Annotated in this window: 17 protein-coding genes; 8 read left to right on the top strand and 9 right to left on the bottom strand. The window is 61.9% G+C overall.

The features are described from left to right. Nucleotides 1–329: 329 nt before the first annotated feature. From ABLU95_RS18610 to ABLU95_RS18625, 4 genes are all read right to left on the bottom strand, one after another. Nucleotides 330–1,121, bottom strand: coding sequence for a MoaF C-terminal domain-containing protein (locus ABLU95_RS18610; RefSeq protein WP_317590361.1), 792 nt, complete (start codon nucleotides 1,119–1,121; stop codon nucleotides 330–332). A 25-nt stretch (nucleotides 1,122–1,146) separates the two neighbouring features. Beyond that, nucleotides 1,147–1,923, bottom strand: a complete 777-nt coding sequence (locus tag ABLU95_RS18615) for an SDR family oxidoreductase (RefSeq protein ID WP_317590359.1) — start codon at nucleotides 1,921–1,923, stop codon at nucleotides 1,147–1,149. A gap of 87 nt (nucleotides 1,924–2,010) precedes the next feature. Next, nucleotides 2,011–3,744: an arylsulfatase gene (locus tag ABLU95_RS18620; RefSeq protein ID WP_322358955.1), complete on the bottom strand. Its 1,734-nt coding sequence runs from the start codon at nucleotides 3,742–3,744 to the stop codon at nucleotides 2,011–2,013. A gap of 43 nt (nucleotides 3,745–3,787) precedes the next feature. After that, nucleotides 3,788–4,975 carry an anaerobic sulfatase maturase gene (locus ABLU95_RS18625; RefSeq protein WP_060589575.1) on the bottom strand — a complete coding sequence of 396 codons (1,188 nt, stop codon included), beginning with the start codon at nucleotides 4,973–4,975 and terminating at the stop codon, nucleotides 3,788–3,790. 425 nt (nucleotides 4,976–5,400) lie between these two features. Between ABLU95_RS18625 and ABLU95_RS18630 the strand changes: the two genes are divergently transcribed. From ABLU95_RS18630 to ABLU95_RS18640, 3 genes are all read left to right on the top strand, one after another. Next, complete coding sequence (locus ABLU95_RS18630; RefSeq protein ID WP_032454931.1) at nucleotides 5,401–6,084, top strand: LuxR family transcriptional regulator; 684 nt, start codon at nucleotides 5,401–5,403, stop codon at nucleotides 6,082–6,084. 117 nt (nucleotides 6,085–6,201) lie between these two features. Beyond that, nucleotides 6,202–7,368 (top strand): MFS transporter, encoded by a 1,167-nt coding sequence (locus tag ABLU95_RS18635; RefSeq protein ID WP_317590353.1) that lies wholly within the window; start codon nucleotides 6,202–6,204, stop codon nucleotides 7,366–7,368. Nucleotides 7,369–7,391: 23 nt separating this feature from the next. Next, nucleotides 7,392–8,507 carry a class II histone deacetylase gene (locus tag ABLU95_RS18640; protein WP_023288712.1) on the top strand — a complete coding sequence of 372 codons (1,116 nt, stop codon included), beginning with the start codon at nucleotides 7,392–7,394 and terminating at the stop codon, nucleotides 8,505–8,507. A 6-nt stretch (nucleotides 8,508–8,513) separates the two neighbouring features. Here the strand turns inward: ABLU95_RS18640 and ABLU95_RS18645 are convergent, their stop codons facing one another. The 4 genes from ABLU95_RS18645 to ABLU95_RS18660 form a co-directional block, all read right to left on the bottom strand. Beyond that, nucleotides 8,514–9,107 (bottom strand): DUF3156 family protein, encoded by a 594-nt coding sequence (locus ABLU95_RS18645; protein WP_087824407.1) that lies wholly within the window; start codon nucleotides 9,105–9,107, stop codon nucleotides 8,514–8,516. Continuing rightward, nucleotides 9,085–10,584: an APC family permease gene (locus ABLU95_RS18650; protein ID WP_032454960.1), complete on the bottom strand. Its 1,500-nt coding sequence runs from the start codon at nucleotides 10,582–10,584 to the stop codon at nucleotides 9,085–9,087. The genes ABLU95_RS18645 and ABLU95_RS18650 overlap by 23 nt, the downstream gene beginning before the upstream one ends. 287 nt (nucleotides 10,585–10,871) lie before the next feature. After that, nucleotides 10,872–11,237 (bottom strand): cupin domain-containing protein, encoded by a 366-nt coding sequence (locus ABLU95_RS18655; RefSeq protein WP_002892824.1) that lies wholly within the window; start codon nucleotides 11,235–11,237, stop codon nucleotides 10,872–10,874. A gap of 13 nt (nucleotides 11,238–11,250) precedes the next feature. After that, nucleotides 11,251–12,552 (bottom strand): FAD-binding oxidoreductase, encoded by a 1,302-nt coding sequence (locus ABLU95_RS18660; RefSeq protein WP_023288715.1) that lies wholly within the window; start codon nucleotides 12,550–12,552, stop codon nucleotides 11,251–11,253. A 159-nt stretch (nucleotides 12,553–12,711) separates the two neighbouring features. Between ABLU95_RS18660 and ABLU95_RS18665 the strand changes: the two genes are divergently transcribed. From ABLU95_RS18665 to ABLU95_RS18685, 5 genes are all read left to right on the top strand, one after another. After that, nucleotides 12,712–14,196, top strand: coding sequence for an aldehyde dehydrogenase family protein (locus ABLU95_RS18665; protein ID WP_085551244.1), 1,485 nt, complete (start codon nucleotides 12,712–12,714; stop codon nucleotides 14,194–14,196). 229 nt (nucleotides 14,197–14,425) lie between these two features. Then, nucleotides 14,426–15,802: a phenylalanine transporter gene (gene pheP / locus ABLU95_RS18670; RefSeq protein ID WP_023288717.1), complete on the top strand. Its 1,377-nt coding sequence runs from the start codon at nucleotides 14,426–14,428 to the stop codon at nucleotides 15,800–15,802. A gap of 187 nt (nucleotides 15,803–15,989) precedes the next feature. Further along, nucleotides 15,990–17,195, top strand: coding sequence for an MFS transporter (locus tag ABLU95_RS18675; protein ID WP_072420798.1), 1,206 nt, complete (start codon nucleotides 15,990–15,992; stop codon nucleotides 17,193–17,195). A 16-nt stretch (nucleotides 17,196–17,211) separates the two neighbouring features. Next, nucleotides 17,212–18,234: a sugar phosphate isomerase/epimerase gene (locus ABLU95_RS18680; protein WP_065882589.1), complete on the top strand. Its 1,023-nt coding sequence runs from the start codon at nucleotides 17,212–17,214 to the stop codon at nucleotides 18,232–18,234. 1 nt (nucleotide 18,235) lies between these two features. After that, nucleotides 18,236–19,387: a Gfo/Idh/MocA family oxidoreductase gene (locus ABLU95_RS18685; RefSeq protein WP_087849365.1), complete on the top strand. Its 1,152-nt coding sequence runs from the start codon at nucleotides 18,236–18,238 to the stop codon at nucleotides 19,385–19,387. A 33-nt stretch (nucleotides 19,388–19,420) separates the two neighbouring features. Here ABLU95_RS18685 and ABLU95_RS18690 read toward each other — a convergent pair whose 3' ends face one another. Next, nucleotides 19,421–19,837, bottom strand: coding sequence for an Exc2 family lipoprotein (locus ABLU95_RS18690; protein ID WP_023288721.1), 417 nt, complete (start codon nucleotides 19,835–19,837; stop codon nucleotides 19,421–19,423). Nucleotides 19,838–19,871: the final 34 nt, after the last annotated feature.

Raw genomic sequence — 19,871 nt, forward strand, 5'->3', positions numbered from 1 at the left:
GTGCAAAACACGGCCCTCAGCCCGCATCCATGCGGGCTGCCCCGGCCTTCCGGGAGCGTCTCAGCGATTTTGAGGCCGCCAGCACCGGCAGTTTCAGCAACAATTGTGAATAAATTAACGACAGGTCGTAAGAATGTAGGCCGGGACAGGCGCAGCCGCCACCCGGCATAAAAACGGCTCTGTGCCTGCTGTCATCGCCCGGTGGCGCTGTGCTTGCCGGGCCTACGATGTGTCAGCCTGTGAGAGGACCCCGCAGGCCGGGTAAGGCGCAGCGGCCACCCGGCAATATGACGGGCATGGTGCCTGAAAGCGTGCCCGGCGGCGCCCCTTTATTCCTGATGGCGGGTGATGTTGAGGATCTTCGCGCTGGCGCCGACCGGGAAATTGCTGAGGGCGCCGAAGTCGCTGCCCTGATAGCCCATGATCTTGCCGTCGGTGCGCATTTGCTGAAGATCGATCAGGATCACCCCCAGCGTCGGAATGATTTTCTCGCGCCAGACAAACAGATAGAGATCCTCCGCCACCAGCACATAGTGGCAGCGGTCGACATCCGCCAGCCCCTTTTCCACGCCGTCCAGACACTGCCAGGCGTAAAAATTATCGTTGAGATAGATGTGCTCATAGCGCTCGGTCGGGCTGTAGGTGTACTGATTGCGCATGCCGACCAGCGCAGGAGTAAAGCCCGGCAGCGGCCCCGGCTGCGCATCCAGGCGGGCGAAGACAAAGCGCGCTTCTACCGCGGTCAGCGGCAGGCCTCGCTCCACCCGGCTGAAGGCGTCCAGCCGCGCGGCGGCTTCGTCCGGCAGCTGGCCATAGACCAGGGTAGCGTTGCGCTGCGTCAGGTTACATACCGCGCTGATGCTGGCGTTATCCCGCTCCGGGTCAAGGAAGTCGATAAACAGAATATCCGGGCGCAGGGCGGTCGCCCGCCAGGGAGTGCGCGTGCCGTTCCAGCTTAGCGTCTGCTCATCTTCGATGATCAACTGCTGCGGCTCGCTCCCGGCGACATAAAAGGTAAAGCGCTCGTCTGCGGGCAGGCTGGCGGTGGCGAGTACATTACCGTGTGGCGCAAAACCATCGGCCAGCGCGCCGACCTGGATAAATACGGCTTCTGAAGTCATAGGGGCTCCTGAACAGAGTAGGGCGTTAGGCAAACGCCAGAGTGGGAACATCGACGATACTGGCGCCGCCGTCGGCGACCAGCGTAGCGCCGCTGATGATGGCGGCCTGCGGCGAACAGAGAAACTGACAGACCTCGGCTATCTCCACGGGGCTGGCGGGTCGGCGCAGCGGAACGTCGCGACAGACCCGCTGATACGCCTCAGTCAGCGACAACCCTTCCGCCTGCATCAGCGGGAGCATCTCTTCATCCGCCATCGGCGTGGTGACCCAGCCGGGGCAGACGGCGTTGGCGCGCACCCCCTGCGGGCCGTAATCGCGGGCGACGGAGCGCATCAGGCCGATTAAGGCGTGTTTGGCGGTGACGTAGCCGCAGGCCTGCGGACCGGCGGCCAGCGAGGCGATGGAGGCGACAAACAGCACGTTGCCGCGGCGGGCAATCAGCGAGGGCAGGCAGGCGCGAACGCTGGCGAAGGCGCTGGTGAGATTGCCGTTCAGCGCCTCGCGCCACTGGCGGTCGCTGGTATCGGCGGCGGGGCTGTTGCCCATCCCGCCGGCGCTGCAGATGAGGACATCAATACCGCCGGCCTGGTCGAGAATGGCCGGTAGTAGCCGCTGGCGCCACGCCTCGCCGTCGGCGGCATCGCCCATCAGCGCCGTGGCGCCGGTCTCATCGGCGACCGCCCGCAATGGCGCCTCGCGCCGTCCGGTAATAAACACCCGGTCGCCCGCGGCGCGCATCAGCCGCGCGCAGGTGGCGCCAATTCCGGTTCCGCCGCCGGTGATCACCACGACTCTCGCCATTCGCTCTCTCCTGTAATGGGGTTTCCGGTTACCTTAAAAAGCGCGCCAGCTCCCGGCTATCGCCCGGAAGAACGATAGCCGGGTCGGTTAATGGAGCTCGCTCACCGGGATCGCCTGCGGCGCCGGAACCGGCTTCATGGTGGCGGGGTCGACCGCCAGATAGCGTCCGGTCTTGCTGTCGATGCCGACGTAATCGATCATTTTGCCCTGCGCCCGGGTGACCATGGTGCGTCTGGCGAACGCCTCGTAGGCTTCGCTCATCGCTTTGACCCGATCGGGGTGTTGGGCCGCGACGTCATGAGTTTCCAGCGGATCGTCGTGCAGATTAAACAGCTGCCACGGCGCGTCGCCGGCGGTGAAGCCCCGCGGCACCAGCCGCCGCAGCTTCCATTCGCCATCGACCCACGCCGCCTGATGATGCAGCTCGACGCCGTAGTTCCCGCGCGGCGGCTGCTGCACTTCGCCGGTGAGATAGCGCTTAAAGCTGACGCCAATCATCGGCAGCACCGGCTTCTTCGCCAGCGATTTGTTCGGATCGATACCGGCGAATTCAAACAGGGTCGGCGCCACGTCATACACCGCCATCGTCGAGGCGTCGATTTTACCGTGGCGGGTAATCCCGGGGCCGGCGATCATAAAGTCGGTGTTAATGCCGCCCTGAGCGCTGGTGGTTTTGTGATAGTTGGCGTAAGGGGCGTTGCTGACGTTGGCCCAGTGCGGACCGTAGGAGACAAACGAGCCTTTGCGGCCAACGTTGTCATAGCTGTTGTCAAACTGCTTCCAGAATTCCGGGGTGGATTCGTAGTAGAAGCCCTGCGCCGGGTTGGCGCCGTTGTCGGTTAAGAACACCAGCAGGGTGTTTTTATCGCGACCGGTTTGCTTCAGCGTTTCCATCAGGGTGCCGATCTGCGCGTCCATATTGGCGATCATCGCCGCGTAGACCTGCATCACTTTCGCGGTATATTTCTGCTGCTCCGGGGTCAGCGCGTCCCACTCTTTATCCAGCTCAAGGTGCGGGAGCGGGGTGTTGTCATGGATAATCCCCAGCGCTTTCAGGCGGGCGATACGCTGGCGATAGACCTCGGCGTAGCCCTGCTCATACTGGCCTTCGAAGCGCTTGATCCATTCGTCAGGCGCCTGCAGCGGGTCGTGCGGGGCGGTAAAGGCCAGCCAGGCGAAGACCGGTTGTTCCTGCGGCGTGTCTTTAATCCAGCTGTTCATCTGCCGGGCGTAGGCCTCGCTGGAGTAGAAATCGTCCGGCAGGGAGACGCGCTCGCCGTCGCGGGTGTAGAAGGTGTGAAACGCTTCAACGGTACCCAGCGGAATAGCGTCGTTAAAATGGCTGGTGCCGCCGCCCATAAAGGCGAAAGCGTGGTTAAAGCCGCGGTCCTTCGGCGTGGCGCCGGGAACAAAACCGAGGTGCCACTTGCCGGCCATCAGAGTGTTATACCCCGCGTCTTTAAAGCGCTCGGCCATGGTGGTGACGCGGTCGGTCAGCCGCAGCTCGTAGCCCTCCTTGCCAATAGTGCTGTCATACCACCACATGCCGCCCATCCCGGCCTGCTGGTTGCTGTTGCCGGTGAGCAGCATGGAGCGCGCCGGGGCCGACATCGGCGAGGTGTAATACTGGCTCATGCGCATCCCCTGCTCGGCCATCGCCTGCAGGTTGGGGGTGGGGATCTCGCCGCCGAAGGGGCTAATGTCCGAGTAGCCCATATCATCGGCGATAATGACGATGACGTTCGGACGCTCCTGCTGCGCGGCGTGCGCGCCGCCGGCGAGGATGACACTGACCGCCGCGGCCATGGCTGTTTTATTCACAACGGATTCTCCTGTTTCAAAGGGATAGCTTCAGAGCAACGGGCTACGCCGGATGCGCGGCCCCGACAAACGCGGCCCGCCAGGCTTGCAGCCCTTGAAGGTCGCGGGAAAAGGGGCGCACGGGCGCAAGAATTTCGCTAAAGAAGCGGTAGTAGCCGCCGCAGAGGCGGTTGTTGCCCGCGGCGTTGAGATGCGCCGGACAGCCGCCCTGGCAGACCATTTTGACCGCGCAGGTCTGGCATTCGCGGCGCAGGCTTTTCTGCTGACCGAAAGGCAGTTGCACCGAGGCGTCGACCGCGGCGGCGAGCGTCTGCTCATCGAGGCGGCCCAGCCGATGCTCGGCGTTGATCAGATGATCGCAGGCGTAGAGCTCTCCGTCGGGCTCCATCACCAGATTGCTGCCGCAGCGGGCGCTGTGCACGCAGCTGCCGCTGGTGTGGGTGAAGTACTGCGCCCACGCCTGCTCGATATTGATGACGAACACCCGCCCCTTGTCGCAGCGCTTCTGCCACTGCCGCCAGATGCCGACCATAAAACGCCCCCAGTTATCGGCGCTCAGCTGATAGCCCTCGCGCAGCGCTGCGCCTTCGCTCATCAGCGGCTGAAACTGCAGATAGCGCGCGCCGAGGCTGACCACCCGGTCATAAATCGCCGCCGCGTGCGCCGCCATCTCGTTATGCACCACCACCAGCAGGTTAAACTCCACCTGATGCTGGTGGAGAAGGTCGATGCCGCGCAGCGCCGCCGGCCAGGTGGCCCGGCCGCGTTTATCCGGACGATGCTGGTCCTGTAGCGCTTCGCTGCCTTCGAGGCTCAAGCCGATAATAAAGCGATGCTCGCGAAACAGCCGGCACCAGGCGTCGTTGATCAGCGTGCCGTTGGTCTGCAGGCTGTTGCTGATGGTGACGCCGTCGGGGGCATAACGCGCCTGCAGGGCGAGCGCTTTTTTGTAGAAGCTCAGGCCGGCCAGCAGCGGCTCGCCGCCCTGCCAGACAAAGTTGATTTCTCGCGCGCCGGCGGGCTGGGCGGCGATATAGCGGCGGATAAACTGCTCCAGCCGCGCCTCGTCCATCTTGTTGACCGGCGTTTCATCCTGTGGGTAATAGCAGTAGCGGCAGGCGAGATTGCAGGCGGGGCCAATCGGCTTCATCAGAATATGAAACGGCACCGGCGAGCGCGGCTCAGCGGCCAGCGGAATTTGCTGCTGGCGCAGGGCGGCGATATTCAGCATCGGCTTATCCTCGGTTAATGACCGGCGCTGTTGATATTATTTTGGCAACAGCGGGTCAGGCGTAATCACATGATTAAGCCGCGGCGAAAATTAATTGCATCCTGTTAGAGGTATAAGTGAAAAAAAACAGAAATCCATCGTTCTTAAGGATGAGAGAGACGCGTCCGGGATAGGGTTTTTTTATCACCTGGGGCCTGTCCGCCGGGTGTTAATCTTTTTTGTTTATGTTTTAACGCCGCTATCGTAAAGCATGGCGGGTGTGTTTTTTAAATGCTTTATATAACAATGGATTGCTGAAAATTTTGTAACGGCTATCACACTGTTAATATGTTAATGATTGTGTTACTTAAATGTGAAATGTATGCTTCAATAATCGGTAGTCATTCATGTGTCATGTACCAGCACCTCGACGGGGAGGCCCTATCATGTCTGCTTTGTTAAAAGCCAGCCGTAATGATGCGATAATAGCCCGTTGTTTACAGACTATTTCCCAGTTAATTCCACTGTCTTCGGCGGTATTTTATCGAGTAAATAATCGGTTAAAACCCGAAAACTATATATTGCATAATATTTCTGATAATACGCACCAACAATATCTGGAAAACTTCCAGCCGCTGGATCCGTTGCTGCCGTCGCGCTTTAGCCACCAGAACACCACCATGGCGGCGATGACGCCGCGGCTCTGCGACCGCAACCGGCATTATTATCATGAATTTATGTTGCCGAATAATGTGCGCGACATGACCGAGATCTTTATTCGCCGCGAGCGGCGGATCGTCGCCGGTATCTCGCTGATGCGCGACGTGCCTTTCTCCAGCGAAGAGCGTCATCGGGCCCAGGCGGTGCTGCCGCTGGTGGAGTTGGCGATCCGCGACTGCCTGCAGGACGAAGATGACCTGCCCGCCATCCTGACGGCCAAAGAGCGGGAAATCGTCGGCATGGTGCGCGAAGGGGCCAGCAATAAGCTGATTGCCCGCCGGCTGGATATCTCGCTCTCGACGGTGAAAACGCACCTGCGCAATATTTTCGCTAAGACCGAAGTGGTCAATCGTACTGAACTCGTTTCCCGAACCTGGATGCCGGCCGCTCAGCGTACGCTGCATCTGTGATCTGACTATCGCATCCCGCGCGCGCCGTGGCAGCACGGCGTTTTCCTGATGCCTGTGGGTATCACTCCCTGGAGACCCCTCCGGGGGGAGGCTTTTTTGACCGGAGCACGCCCTACGATGTCAAGTACCCCTCTCACTGAACATGCGCTTTCCCGGCCCGCCGGGCTGGTCGTGTCCCTGCGTTTGCTGGCGGCGATTGTGATTTTCGCCGCAATTGCGCCGGGTATTCTGATGACCGCGCCGGCGGTGGCGGCGCAGCTGGCCAGCGAATGGCAGCTAAAACCCGGCCAGATCGGCTGGTTGTTCTCGGCGGAACTGGGGGCGATGAGCCTGGCGACGCTGCCGGCGTGGTGGTGGATGAGTCGCCTCGACTGGCGGCGGGTCGCCCTGACGGCCGGGGTTGTGTTTCTGACAGCCAATCTCGCCTCGGCGGCGGTGACCCAGTATGAGACGCTGCTGGCGGTGCGCTTTCTCGCCTCGCTGGCCGGCGGCACGCTGATGATTCTGTGCATCAGCTGCGCGGCGGGAACCTCGAACCCGTCGCGAGTCTATGCCTTCTGGGTGCTTGGGCAACTGCTGCTGGGGATGCTTGGCCTGCTGGTGCTGCCCGGGCTGTTTGCCAGCTTTGGCCTCAAGGTGGTCTATCTGATCCTCGCCGCCATTATGCTCTGCTGCCTGCCGCTGGTGTCGGCTTTCCCGCCGCGCTTTCAACCGTTGTCCGTCTCACGCCAGCAGCCGCCGACGGCGCTGTGGCGTCAGGCGCTGGCGGTCCTCGCGGTGCTGACCTTCTATATCAGCCTTAGCGCGGTGTGGACCTTTATCGGCACCCTCGGCGCGGCGGCGGGCCTGAGCCCGACGCAGGTCGGCCTGGTGCTGGCGGCGGCGACGGTCTGCGGCATTATCGGCGCGGGGGGCGCGGCCCTGCGCGGCACCCGGCGGGCCGATCGTTTGCCGGTGTGGCTGGGCTACGGCCTGCTGATCCTCAGCGTCGGGCTGCTGATCGGCCAGCCGCTGCTGGCGCGCTACGCCATCGCGGCGCTGCTGTTTAAGTTCACCTGGACCTTCGTGCTGCCCTTTATTCTCGCCCGCGTCGCCGGGCTCGATAACAACGGCCGGCTGATGAACAGCATTAATCTGGTGATCGGCGGCGGCATGGCGGCCGGTCCGGCATTAGCCGGGGCTTTACTGCAGCATTTTGCCAGCGCCGATCCGCTGCTGCTGGCGGCAGGGGGCTGCGCGCTGCTGTCACTGATTTTGATTGCGGCGGCGTCGGCCGCCGGCTAAGGCTTAGCCAACGGGAGGATAGAGTGAAAAGAAAAACCGGTTTCTTCTTTGATGAACGTTGTTTCTGGCACAGTACCGGTCTGCACGCGGTGACGCTGCCGGTGGGCGGGTGGGTGCAACCGCCTGCCGGCGGCGGTCATGCCGAATCGCCGGAGACCAAACGGCGGATGAAAAACCTGATGGACGTCTCCGGGCTGACGCCGCAGCTGGCGCTGCGCAGCGCGGCGCCGGCAAGCCTTGCGGACCTGCGGCGGATCCATCCCGACAGCTATCTGGAGCGCTTCAAGGCGATAAGCGATAACGGCGGCGGCATGCTGGGCAAAGAGGCGCCGTTGGGGCCGGGCAGTTATGAAATCGCCTGTCTCTCCGCCGGACTGGCCTGCGCGGCGGTGGAAGCGGTGCTGAAGGGCGAGCTGGATAATGCCTATTCGCTGTCGCGGCCGCCCGGACACCACTGCCTGCCGGACCAGTCGATGGGCTTCTGTTTCCTCGCCAATATTCCGATTGCCGTCGAGCGGGCGAAAGCGCTGCTGGGGCTCGGCAAGGTGGCGATCATTGACTGGGACGTTCATCACGGCAACGGCACCCAGCATATCTACCTGCAGCGCGACGACGTGCTGACCATCTCCTTGCATCAGGACGGTTGCTTCCCACCCGGTTATGCCGGTGAGGACGATCGCGGCGCGGGCGCGGGCGAAGGTTACAACATCAATATTCCGCTGCTGGCCGGGGCGGGGGACGACAGCTGGCGCTATGCGCTGGAAACCATCGTTATTCCGGCGCTGGCGCGCTTTGAGCCGGAGCTGATTATCATCGCCTGCGGCTATGATGCCAACGCCATGGACCCGCTGGCGCGGATGCAGCTGCACAGCGACAGCTTCCGGGCGATGACCGGGCTGGTGCAGCAGGCGGCGGATCGTCTGTGCGGCGGGAAACTGGTGATGGTGCACGAGGGCGGCTACGCCGAATCCTACGTGCCGTTCTGCGGCCTGGCGGTGATGGAGGCCCTGAGCGGCATTCGCACCGCGGTCCAGGATCCGCTGCTGGAATTTATTCAGCAGCAGCAGCCGCGGGCGGAGTTTGCGCAGTTCCAGAGGCAGGCCATCGATCGGCTGGCGCAACGGTTTGGCCTGCAGTAAACCGGCTCAGCTTCCCCGCTGTGATGGCGGGGAAGAAAATGCTTTCTCATCTACGATTTCACCGCGCATCCACTGACTGACTGCCTGATTGATCATCGCCAGCACGCTGAGCAGCAGCATCCGCTGCTGCGCTTCCAGCCGCAGATAACGGCGCAGCGGCGGCATTTTACAGACCACTTCGCTGGCGGCCCAGGGTTCAATACTGCAGCGCCAGCCGTTACCGTCAAAGGTCAACGAAAAGCGGCGGTAGTCCAGTTCGCTTAGGGTCTGCTGGAGATTAGGAAACCCGTTGAGATAGCCGGCGAGTTCCTCGCTGCCTTTGCCGCCGATAAAGCGGATCGGCTGGCGTTTCCACCAGCCGGATTGATGGGCGCGAATGTGACCGCGCACGGGCCGGGTGACCGGCCCTGCGACGACAAATTCGCAGCTGTGAATGCTGGCCATAAACAGCCGCTTCTGACGCACGCTGAAGGTGACGGCGGTGGCGTCGTTCAATCGCAGCAGCGCGCTGCGCTCGCTAAGCTTTTCGCAGGGCCAGCCGGCCAGATCGCGCTGCACCGCGTTCATTAACGGCGTCTCAAACCAGGGGACGGAGGACATCTGGCGTCATCTCCCCGCGGGTCTGTTTTTCGTAGTTGCTGATGGCGCGGTCGACCACCTCTTCCACCACCAGCGGCTTGAACGGATTGACGCGCTGTACGCACACCGTCCAGAACAGGGCGTAGGCGGCGGTCAGGCCGAGCATAATGCCGAACGGCACCAGCACCTGGCGGCTGTCCATCCCCGGCGGGGTGATATTGACGATAGCGATGATAATCCCGACGCTGGAGATAATCTGCGGCAGCGGGAACCACGGCGAGCGGTAGGCGCGCGGCAGGTCCGGGCGGCGAATGCGCAGCATCACCACCGACAGAGTAACCAGCAGATAGGCGACGCCCCAGGCGCAGACCGCGGCGAGGATCAGCGGCACGATGCGGTCCAGATCGCCGTTCAGATACCAGGCGTGCAGGCAGGGGATCGCCACCCCGATGGCGATGGCGATCACCGGCGTTTTAAAGCGCGGATGCAGCCAGGTCAGGAAGCGGGGCAGCGCGCCGTCCAGCGCCATACCGTAAATAATGCGCGGTACCGCGGCCATCAGCGTATTGATGGTGGCGCAGCCCGCCAGCAGCAGCCCGACCCCCAGCCAGTACTGGCCGGCGTGGCCCATCACCCGCTCGGCGAAGGCCGGGATCGCCATCGGCGTATCCAGCAGATGGACGTTGTTGGCCGCGTCGAGCACGGTGTTCTCCACCTGGCGGTTGATCGCCGCCCCGTAGATAAACATGCAGCTGGCGACCCCCAGCAGGCCCAGCGCCATCGCCCGCGGAATGGTACGGTGAGCCTGTTTGATCTCCGGCGCCATCGGCGTCACCAGTTCGCAACCGACGAACATAAACATCGCCATGCCGATATAGCCGAACAGGCCATGGATATCGCTGACGTTCAGCGGCGTGCCGAACCAGCCGGAAAGGTGGGTGACCGGCGCCATAAAAATGCCGCACAGGCCGAAAATGGTCAGCGTGGTCCACATGCCGAAGGTCAGCACCACTTCGACCTTGCCGAAGATTTCCACGCCGATGGCGTTCAACAGGCCGAAAACCACCACCATGCCGACGCCCACCATCCAGGTGTTCTGGTGAGCGGCCATCTGGGCGTTGATCGATTCGAAGTTCACCAGCGCCATAATGCCGGCCAGGATCGTCTCCGCCGTCCCGGCGAAAATATGCACGATCAGATAGGCGCACAGCGCGCCGGTGATGGCGAAGAAGCGTCCCATGCCGCAGGAGATATAGTCGTACACCGAACCGGTGGTGGGAATGAGCGTCGCCGCCTCGGCAAAGGTGGTGACCTGCGCCTGCATCATAATAAAGGCCAGCAGCACCGCCAGCGCGAAGGTATCACCGCCCATGCCGAAGCCGCTGGTCACCGTCAGGATCACCGGGCTGGCCATAATCAGCCCGACGGAGCTGGCGAGAGTGGTCGGGAAGCCGACGACCCCGCGCTCAAGATGGCTGGCAAGTCTGTTACTAAACATAGTCAACCTCTGCACAATAGTGGGGGAGGGCAGGGAATAGCCAGCGCCACTCCCGGATAGTCATAATTTAGGCGGGCATCCTGCTCAACGAATATCGTCCGGAAGGTGGAGGGCGGCGCATGATTCTGTGACGCCGTCGATGAATGTGAGGGTGGATAAACAACATGACCCCGAAAACCGGGGCCATCCGTCTTGCCACATTGCGCCTGTTTCTGCCGGGTGGCGGCTGGCGCCTGACCCGGCCTGGCGACGGCATTCGTCCCCCCGGCCCGGGCAAGCGCAGCGCGTTAGCGCGTCTCGACGTTCGCCAGGTAGTGCTTCACAAAGCGCGGCGTCAGGATTTTCCACTCCACTTCGGTACCCTGTTTAACAAACCAGCTGTCGCCCGGCGCAAAGCGCTGCGGCTCGCCGCCGGCGACGGTCAGCTCCACTTCGCCTTCCAGCACGGTGGCGTGTTCGGTAAACGGATAGGTCATGGTAAAGCTCCCCTCAGTGGACGAAAACAGTCCGCAGGTAAAGGCATCCTGCGGCTCGCCGTAGATCATCGCCCCGGCCACCTGCGGGTCGCCGGCGGTCGGCGTCGCGCCGAGCAGGCTGACGCTGCCGATCGGCTGCAGGTCGGGCACCGGGTGTTTAAGTTTAAAAGCGTGCATAGCGTTCTCCTGGTTAACTCCGGCCTTTCCAGAAACCGGCGGTTTGATGCATCAGTTTTCCGGCGGTGACTAATAGCAAGCGCAGGCTGTCACGGCCGTGGATGGTCGCGTGGGGGATGCTGCTCAGCAGACGATAGCGGTCGGAACCGCCGTTGATCCCTTCGGCGAGGATTTTGCACACGATGTGCGACGGGGTGACGCCGAAGCCGGAGTACCCCTGGACGTAAAAGACGTTGTTGTGATCGCGTAGGGTGCCGATCTGCGGGAACAGGTTGGCGCTACAGGCCATCGGCCCGCCCCAGGCGAAATCGATCTTCACATCCTTCAAATAGGGGAAGACCTCCGCCAGCAGGGTGCGGTTCCAGGCGGCGAAATCGTTCGGCGTATACTCCACAAAGCGGGTGGCGCTGCCGAACAGCAGGCGGTTTTCCCGGGTGACGCGGTAATAATTAATCACCGGGCGAATATCGCTGAAGGCGCCGCGCAGCGGGCTGATGCGCTCGATCAGTTCATCGGAGAGCGGCTCGGTCGATACCTGGTAGGAGTAGGTGACCAGCGTTTTGTTGTAGATCTCCGGCTCCATATTGTTGAGGAAGCTGTCGCAGGCCCATAGCAGTTTGGCGGCTTTGACGCTGCCCATCGCGGTCCGTACCCGCACCTGTTTGCCGTAATTCACCTCCACCACCGGCGAGGATTCGAAGATCTTCACCCCCAGCGAATGGGCGGCCTGCGCCGAGCCGAGGAGCATATTGAGCGAATGGATCTGCCCGCCGCCCATATGTTTCAGCGCGCCGCAGTAGACCTCGGAGCCGACCACCTGCTGCACCTCTTTCCCGGTATACAGTTCGATATCTTCATCCGGGGTGGCGGCCTTAAACTCTTTCTCCCACTGGCGCAGCGTTTTGAGCTGCCGCTGGTTATAGGCGAGGTAGCCGTAGCCGGGGACGAAATCGGCGTCGATGTTGTATTTGCGGATGCGCTCGCGAATGATGCCTGCGCCGAGGTTGGCGATTTTAAACAGCGTCTCCAGCCCCTCTTTGCCGACGTGCTTTTTTACCGCTTCGATATCGTGACCGATACCGGCCATCACCTGGCCGCCGTTGCGCCCGGTGCCGCCGTAGCCGAGATGGCGTGCTTCCAGCACCACCACGTTGGTGATGCCCTGTTCCGCCAGCTCAAGGGCGGTGTTAATGCCGGAGAAGCCGCCGCCGATAATCACCACGTCGGCTTCAATATCTTCCCGCAGCGCCGGAAAATGGAGGTGGTATTTCTTCGTCGCGCCGTAGTAGTTCAGCGCATCGATTTTGATGTTCATCGCGTTACCCTGTGGTCTTGCCTCGCTCAAGTTCCTCATCACAGCACGCCGCGCGGGCGTTGAATATCGTCCGGAAGAATGACGTTCTTTAGAACGATGGGCGGCGGCGGGAAGCCGTGCTGTGATGGGCCAACGTTGCTGAAAAAACGGGTACTGACGATGAGCGAGATAACCTTACTGGCGGAAGTGACCGCCTTTTTACGCCAGCCGCACGGGCAGTTTATCGCCGGTGAGCGAGAGGCGGGCCGCGGCGCGCCGTTTGCGGTGATCAACCCGGCCACCGGGCGGGCGATCGCCGAGGTCACCGCGGCGGATAGCGACCAGGCGGACCGCGCGGTAGAGAGCGCCCGCCAGGCGTTTAGTCAGTGGCGCGAAATGCCGACGCTGGCGCGCGGAACCTTGCTGCTGAAGCTGGCGGATGCCCTGGCTGAGCATCGCGAAGCGCTGGCGCAGCTGGAAAGTCTCTGCTCCGGTAAGACCATCACGCTGGCACGCATGTTAGAGCTGGATCAATCGGTCGCGTTCCTGCGCTACTTCGCCGGCTGGGCGGGGAAGGTGACCGGCGAAACGCTGGATGTGTCACTGCCGTCGATGGCCGGGGAGAAATATACCGCCTTCACCCGCCGTCAGCCGCTGGGGGTGGTGGTGGGCATCGTGCCGTGGAACTTCTCAATCATGATTGCCGTCTGGAAGCTGGCGGCGGCCCTGGTCTGCGGCTGCACCATCGTCCTCAAGCCGAGCGAGTATACGCCGCTGACGCTGCTGCGCGTGGCGGAGCTGGCGAAAGCGGTGGGTATTCCTGACGGGGTGATTAACGTGGTCAACGGCGCCGGCGGCGAGATTGCTCAGCGGCTGATTACCCATCCGGCCTGCGCCAAGGTGAGCTTCACCGGCTCGGTGGCTACCGGCGAGAAAGTCCAGCAGTCGGCTGGCGCTTTCGGTAAACGGGTGACCCTTGAGCTGGGGGGCAAAAACGCCGCGCTGTTTCTTGACGACCTGACGCCGGAGGCGATGGTCAACGGCATTCTTGAAGCCGGCTACCTGAACCAGGGGCAGATTTGCGCCGCCGCGGAGCGCTTTTATCTGCCGCAGGGCAAACTGGATGCGGTGCTGGCGCTGCTGAAAGAAAGACTCAGCGCCTTCACGCCGGGATCGCCGCTGGATGAGCGCACGCTGATGGGGCCGCTGGCCAATCGCCAGCAGCATGAAAAAGTATTGCGGCTCATTCAGACCGCACGCGACGAGGGCGATACCATCGTCTGCGGCGGCGAAGCCCTGCCGGGGGAGGGCTATTTCCTGCAGCCGACGGCGGTCAAAGTGCGCAGTGAAGAGAGCACCCTGATGCGCGAGGAGACCTTCGGCCCGGTGTGCAGCTTTATCGGCTATCACAGTGAAGACGAGGCGCTGGCGCGGATGAATGCCTCGCCGTATGGCCTGGCGGCCAGCGTCTGGTCGGATAATATTCGCCTGGCGCTGCGCTACTCGGAGGCGATAGACGCCGGCATCGTGTGGGTCAATATGCATACCTTCCTCGACCCGGCGGTGCCGTTCGGCGGCATGAAGGGCTCGGGCATCGGTCGCGAATTCGGCAGCGCGTTTATCGATGACTACACGGAGCTGAAGTCGGTGATGGTGCGATATTAAGTTTTCCTGACCGGGCTACAGGCGTCTACGTAGGCCCGGTAAGCGCAGCGCCAGCGGGCAAAGAGAGCGGGTAGTCAGCCGCGTATGTGCCGGACGACGACGCCTTGCCCGGCCTGGGATCGTGCAAGCGTGGGGGGAATCTAGCCGCCGCCATAGCCCCACGCAACTTGCGACAATCCCCCCTAAGTGATAAAAGGTGCCCCTTCGCAAAAACACACAGGGGAACGACGTGAAAGACGCGTCAACGTCGTCGGATGCCGTAGAAGAGAGCGGCCCGACGCTTCATCGCGGTTTACAGAACCGACACATTCAACTTATCGCCCTTGGCGGCGCGATTGGCACCGGCCTGTTTCTCGGCATTGGTCCGGCGATTCAAATGGCTGGCCCGGCGGTCTTGCTGGGCTACGCGGTGGCCGGGATTGTCGCTTTTCTGATCATGCGCCAGCTGGGCGAAATGGTGGTGGAAGAGCCGGTATCCGGCTCCTTTGCCCACTTTGCCTACAAATATTGGGGCCCATTCGCCGGCTTCCTGTCCGGCTGGAACTACTGGGTGATGTTCGTGCTGGTGGGAATGGCGGAGCTGACCGCCGCCGGGATCTACATGCAGTACTGGCTGCCCGACGTTCCGACCTGGATCTGGGCGGCGGCCTTCTTCCTCATTATTAACGCCGTCAATCTCGTCAACGTGCGCCTGTATGGCGAAGCGGAGTTCTGGTTCGCGCTGATAAAAGTGCTGGCGATTATCGGCATGATTGCCTTTGGCCTGTGGATGCTGTTTGGCGGCCACGGCGGCAGCAAGGCGGGTTTCGATAATCTGTGGAAGCACGGCGGTTTCTTCGCCACCGGCTGGCATGGTCTTATCCTGTCGCTGGCGGTGATCATGTTCTCCTTCGGCGGGCTGGAGCTTATCGGTATCACCGCCGCGGAAGCGCAAAATCCGGAAAAGAGCATTCCGAAAGCGGTCAACCAGGTGGTTTATCGTATCCTGCTGTTTTATATCGGTTCGCTGGTGGTGCTGCTGGCGCTCTACCCATGGGTGGAGATCAAATCCGACAGCAGCCCGTTTGTGATGATTTTCCATCATCTCGACAGCAACCTGGTGGCGTCCGCGCTGAACTTCGTCATTCTGGTGGCTTCGCTGTCGGTGTATAACAGCGGCGTGTACTCCAACAGCCGGATGCTGTTCGGCCTGTCGGTGCAGGGCAATGCGCCGACGTTCCTCGCCCGCGTCAGCAAGCGCGGCGTGCCGGTGAACTCTCTGCTGCTCTCGGGGATTATCACCTCGCTGGTGGTGGTGCTGAACTACCTGCTGCCGCATGAAGCGCTGGGACTGCTGATGGCCCTGGTGGTGGCGACGCTGCTGCTGAACTGGATCATGATCTGCATGGCGCATCTGAAGTTCCGCGCCGCCCAGCGCCGCAAAGGGCGTGAGTCGAAGTTTAAAGCGCTGCTGGCGCCCGCCAGCAACTACTTCTGCATTGCTTTCCTTGGGCTGATTCTGGCGCTGATGTGCACGATCGACGGGATGCGCCTGTCGGCGATCCTGCTGCCGGTGTGGATCCTGTTCCTGTTTATCGCCTTCAAACTGCTGCGCCGCCCGGCGTAAGCGAGATGCCCCGCCGTCCGGCGGGGCTGCCTGCCTTTTTATTGTGATCCTCTTCGCAGGTGGCGCATTTGCCTGGCGATCTTCTTTTTGTAATCGATTACTTTTGTTTTGTGCGATTTTGTAATCGATTACTTTTCTGAGGGCGAGCAACATGGTCACAACAACAGAAGGTCGGGAAAGTGTCCGCGTGAGCCACCGTTTTTTGGTGCCGCGGCTGTCGTTAATGATGTTTATGCAGTTCTTTATCTGGGGCAGCTGGTCGGTGACCCTGGGGCTGGTCATGACCCGCTATGAGATGTCATTGCTGATCGGCGACGCGTTCTCCGCCGGGCCGATCGCCTCCATCCTGTCTCCCTTTGTGCTGGGGATGCTGGTGGATCGCTTTTTCGCCTCGCAGAAGGTGATGGCGGTGATGCACCTGGCCGGGGCGGCGATCCTGTGGTTTGTCCCCCAGGCGCTGGTGGCGCAGAACGGTGCGCTGCTGATTGGCCTGCTGTTCGGCTATACGCTGTGCTACATGCCGACCCTGGCGCTGACCAACAATATCGCCTTCCACAGCCTGGCTAACGTCGATAAAACCTTTCCTGTGGTCCGCGTGTTCGGCACCATCGGCTGGATTATCGCCGGGATCTGCATCGGGGTGACCGGCATCTCTGACACCACCGGCATCTTCACCCTGGCGGCGCTCTGTTCGGTGGCGCTGGCGATCTACAGCCTGACGCTGCCCCACACCCCGGCGCCGGCCAAAGGCATGCCGGTTCAGTTTCGCGATCTGCTGTGCGCGGACGCCTTCGCGCTGCTGAAAACGCGCCATTTCCTGATTTTCTCCCTCTGCGCCACCTTAATTTCCGTGCCATTAGGTACCTATTACGCCTATACCGCGTCGTATCTGGCGGATGCCGGCGTTAAGGATGTCAGCACCGCGATGTCCTTCGGCCAGATGTCAGAGATCGTCTTTATGCTGGTGATCCCGCTGCTGTTCCGTCGCCTCGGGGTGAAATACATGCTGCTTATCGGCATGGTGGCGTGGTTTGTGCGCTATGCCTTTTTCGCCCTCGGCGTCAGCGAAGAGGGGCGCTTCCTGCTCTATCTCGGCATTTTGCTGCACGGCGTGTGCTATGACTTTTTCTTTGTCGTCGGCTTTATCTATACCGACCGCGTGGCGGGCGAGAAGGTCAAAGGCCAGGCGCAGAGCATGATTGTGATGTTCACCTACGGGATCGGCATGCTGCTGGGCTCGCAGATTTCCGGCGCGCTGTATAACCATCTGGTGGCCGGGCAGAGCGTGCCGCAGGCCTGGGTGACCTTCTGGTGGATCCCGGCGGTGGCCGCCGCGGTTATCGCGCTGATTTTCCTTTTCTCTTTCCAGTACAACGAGAAAGAGCCGCACTAATTTTTCAGGAGGGGGTATGAAAACGATTAAGGGACCGGGCATTTTTCTGGCGCAGTTTATCGGCCCGCAGGCGCCGTTCAACACGCTGGAGGGGGTGGCGCAGTGGGCCGCCGGCCTCGGGTACAAGGCATTGCAGATCCCCTGCAACCACCCGGCGATTTTCGATGTCGAGCGGGCGGCGGCGAGCCAGACCTACTGCGACGAGGTCAGCGGTGTCCTGGCGGAGCATGGGCTGGCGATCAGCGAGCTGTCCACCCACCTTGAAGGACAGCTGGTGGCGGTGCATCCGGCGTATGACGCGGCGTTTGACGCCTTCGCTCCGGCGGCGCTGCATGGCGATCCGCAGGCGCGCCAGCGCTGGGCGGTGGAGAAGGTCAAGCAGGCGGCGGTGGCCTCCGGTCGCCTGGGGCTGAAGGCCCATGCGACCTTTTCCGGGGCGCTGGCATGGCCCTTTTTTTATCCATGGCCGCCGCATAATCAGCCGCTTCTGGATGAGGCCTTTGCCGAGCTGGCCCGGCGCTGGCGGCCGCTGCTGGACCTCTTCGACGAGCAGGACGTTGATGTCTGCTACGAGATCCACCCCGGCGAAGACCTGCATGATGGCGTGACCTTTGAGCGTTTTCTCGCGCGGGTGGATAACCATCCGCGCTGCAATATGCTCTATGACCCGAGCCACCTGCATCTGCAGCAGATGGACTACCTGACCTATATCGATATCTATCATTCGCGTATTAAAGCGTTTCACGTCAAGGACGCCGAATTTCGCCGCAACGGGCGCAATGGCGTCTACGGCGGCTATCAGCCCTGGCAGCAGCGGGCTGGCCGGTTCCGCTCTCCCGGCGACGGGCAGATCGACTTCAAAGGGGTGTTCAGTAAGCTGACCGAATATGATTTTGACGGCTGGGCGGTGCTGGAGTGGGAGTGCTGCCTGAAGGACGCCGAGACCGGCGCGCGCGAGGGCAGCGAGTTTATTCGTCGCCATATCATTCCCGTTGCCGGGCGGGCCTTCGATGACTTTGCCGCCGGCGGGAGGGAATAATATGATTCAGGTCGCGATTATTGGGGCAGGGTTTATTGGTCCGGCGCATCTGGAGGCGCTGCGGCGGCTGGGGGATATCGAGGTGGTGGCGCTGTGCGACAGCAGCCTTGAGGCGGCGCAGCGCAAGGCGCGAGCGCTGAATATTGCCCATGCCTACGACAGCGTGGAGGCGCTGCTGGCCCATCCGGGGCTGCAGGTGGTGCATAACTGTACGCCGAACCATCTGCATGCCCAGATTAACCGGCAGATCCTCGCCGCCGGGCTGCACGTCTTCTCCGAAAAACCGCTGTGTATGACGGCGGAGGAGGCGCGGGAGCTGGTGACGTTTGCCGCCCGGGCCGGCGTGGTGCACGGCGTCAGCTTCGTCTATCGCCAGTTCGCCATGGTCCAGCAGGCGGCGGCGATGATCCGCCATGGCGATGTCGGCAGAATCTTCGCGGCGCACGGCAGCTATTTACAGGACTGGATGCTGCTGGAGACCGACTACAACTGGCGGGTTGATGCGGCGCAGGGCGGCGCGTCGCGAACGGTGGCCGACATCGGCTCCCACTGGTGCGATACCGTGCAGTTTATGACCGGTCGGCGGATTGTCGAGGTGATGGCGGATCTGTCTATCGTCTGGCCGACGCGTAAAGCGCCAGTGAATGGCAAAGCGACCTTCAGCGCCGTTCACGAGGCGCAGGGATATGAAACCCGGCCTGTCGATACCGAGGACTTTGGCTCGGTGCTGTTGCGTTTTGACGATGGCAGCAAAGGCAGCTTTATGGTCTCTCAGGTGAGCGCCGGGCGGAAAAACCGTCTGGCGGTGGAGATTAACGGCAGCCGCTGTTCTCTGGCCTGGGATCAGGAAGTGCCCCAGCGGCTGTGGATTGGCCACCGCGAGCAGCCAGATCGGCGGCTCAGCGACGACCCCAGCCTGCTGCGGCCGGAGATCGCTGACAGCGCCCATTACCCCGGCGGCCATATTGAGGGCTGGCCGGATGCCTTTAAGAATATGATGGGCCATTTTTATCAGGCGGTGCGCGCCGGGAAGATGCCGGAGGCCGGGGCCCGGCGCTTCGCCGCTTTCGACGACGGCGCCGATGTGATGTACATCATCGAGGCGATCGTCAAAAGCCATCAGCAGCAGCGCTGGGTGAGCGTCGAACGCTAAATTCTGGCGGGGCGCAGGACGCGCGCCGCCGGGTTATTTCACCCCAAGATAGCCGTCGAGATAGGCCCCGGAGAGCTCATTGCCGAACAGGACGGCATCTTTATTTTCCATCGCATTATCCCATTTGTCGCTGGCGTTGCCGGTAAAAGCGTGCTCGGTGCGGGTGCCCTGCGCCGCCTGCTGTTTGATGGCTTCGGCGGTGCGGCGGGCGTCGCTTTCGCTCATGCCAGCGGCTTTATCCTGCTGGCCGCGGGCGTACATCGCCGTGAAGGTCGGCAGGTTTAAACGGTAATTTTCCTGACGGTTGACGGTGAAGTTGCCGCCGACAAAATCGGAGCGGTGGGCGACGAACGCATAGGCGTGGCGTTCCGGTGACGATTTTGACGAGGTGCAGCCGGTGATCGTTACCAGGGCACAGCTGAGGGCGAGAATCGCGGTGGAGAGCCTCATGGGGATATCATCCTTAATCATAAAAGCACAAATG

Origin of the sequence: Klebsiella sp. GG_Kp146 (genome assembly GCF_040061975.1) — a bacterium.
In the GTDB taxonomy this organism is placed as follows: Bacteria; Pseudomonadota; Gammaproteobacteria; order Enterobacterales; family Enterobacteriaceae; genus Klebsiella; species Klebsiella quasipneumoniae.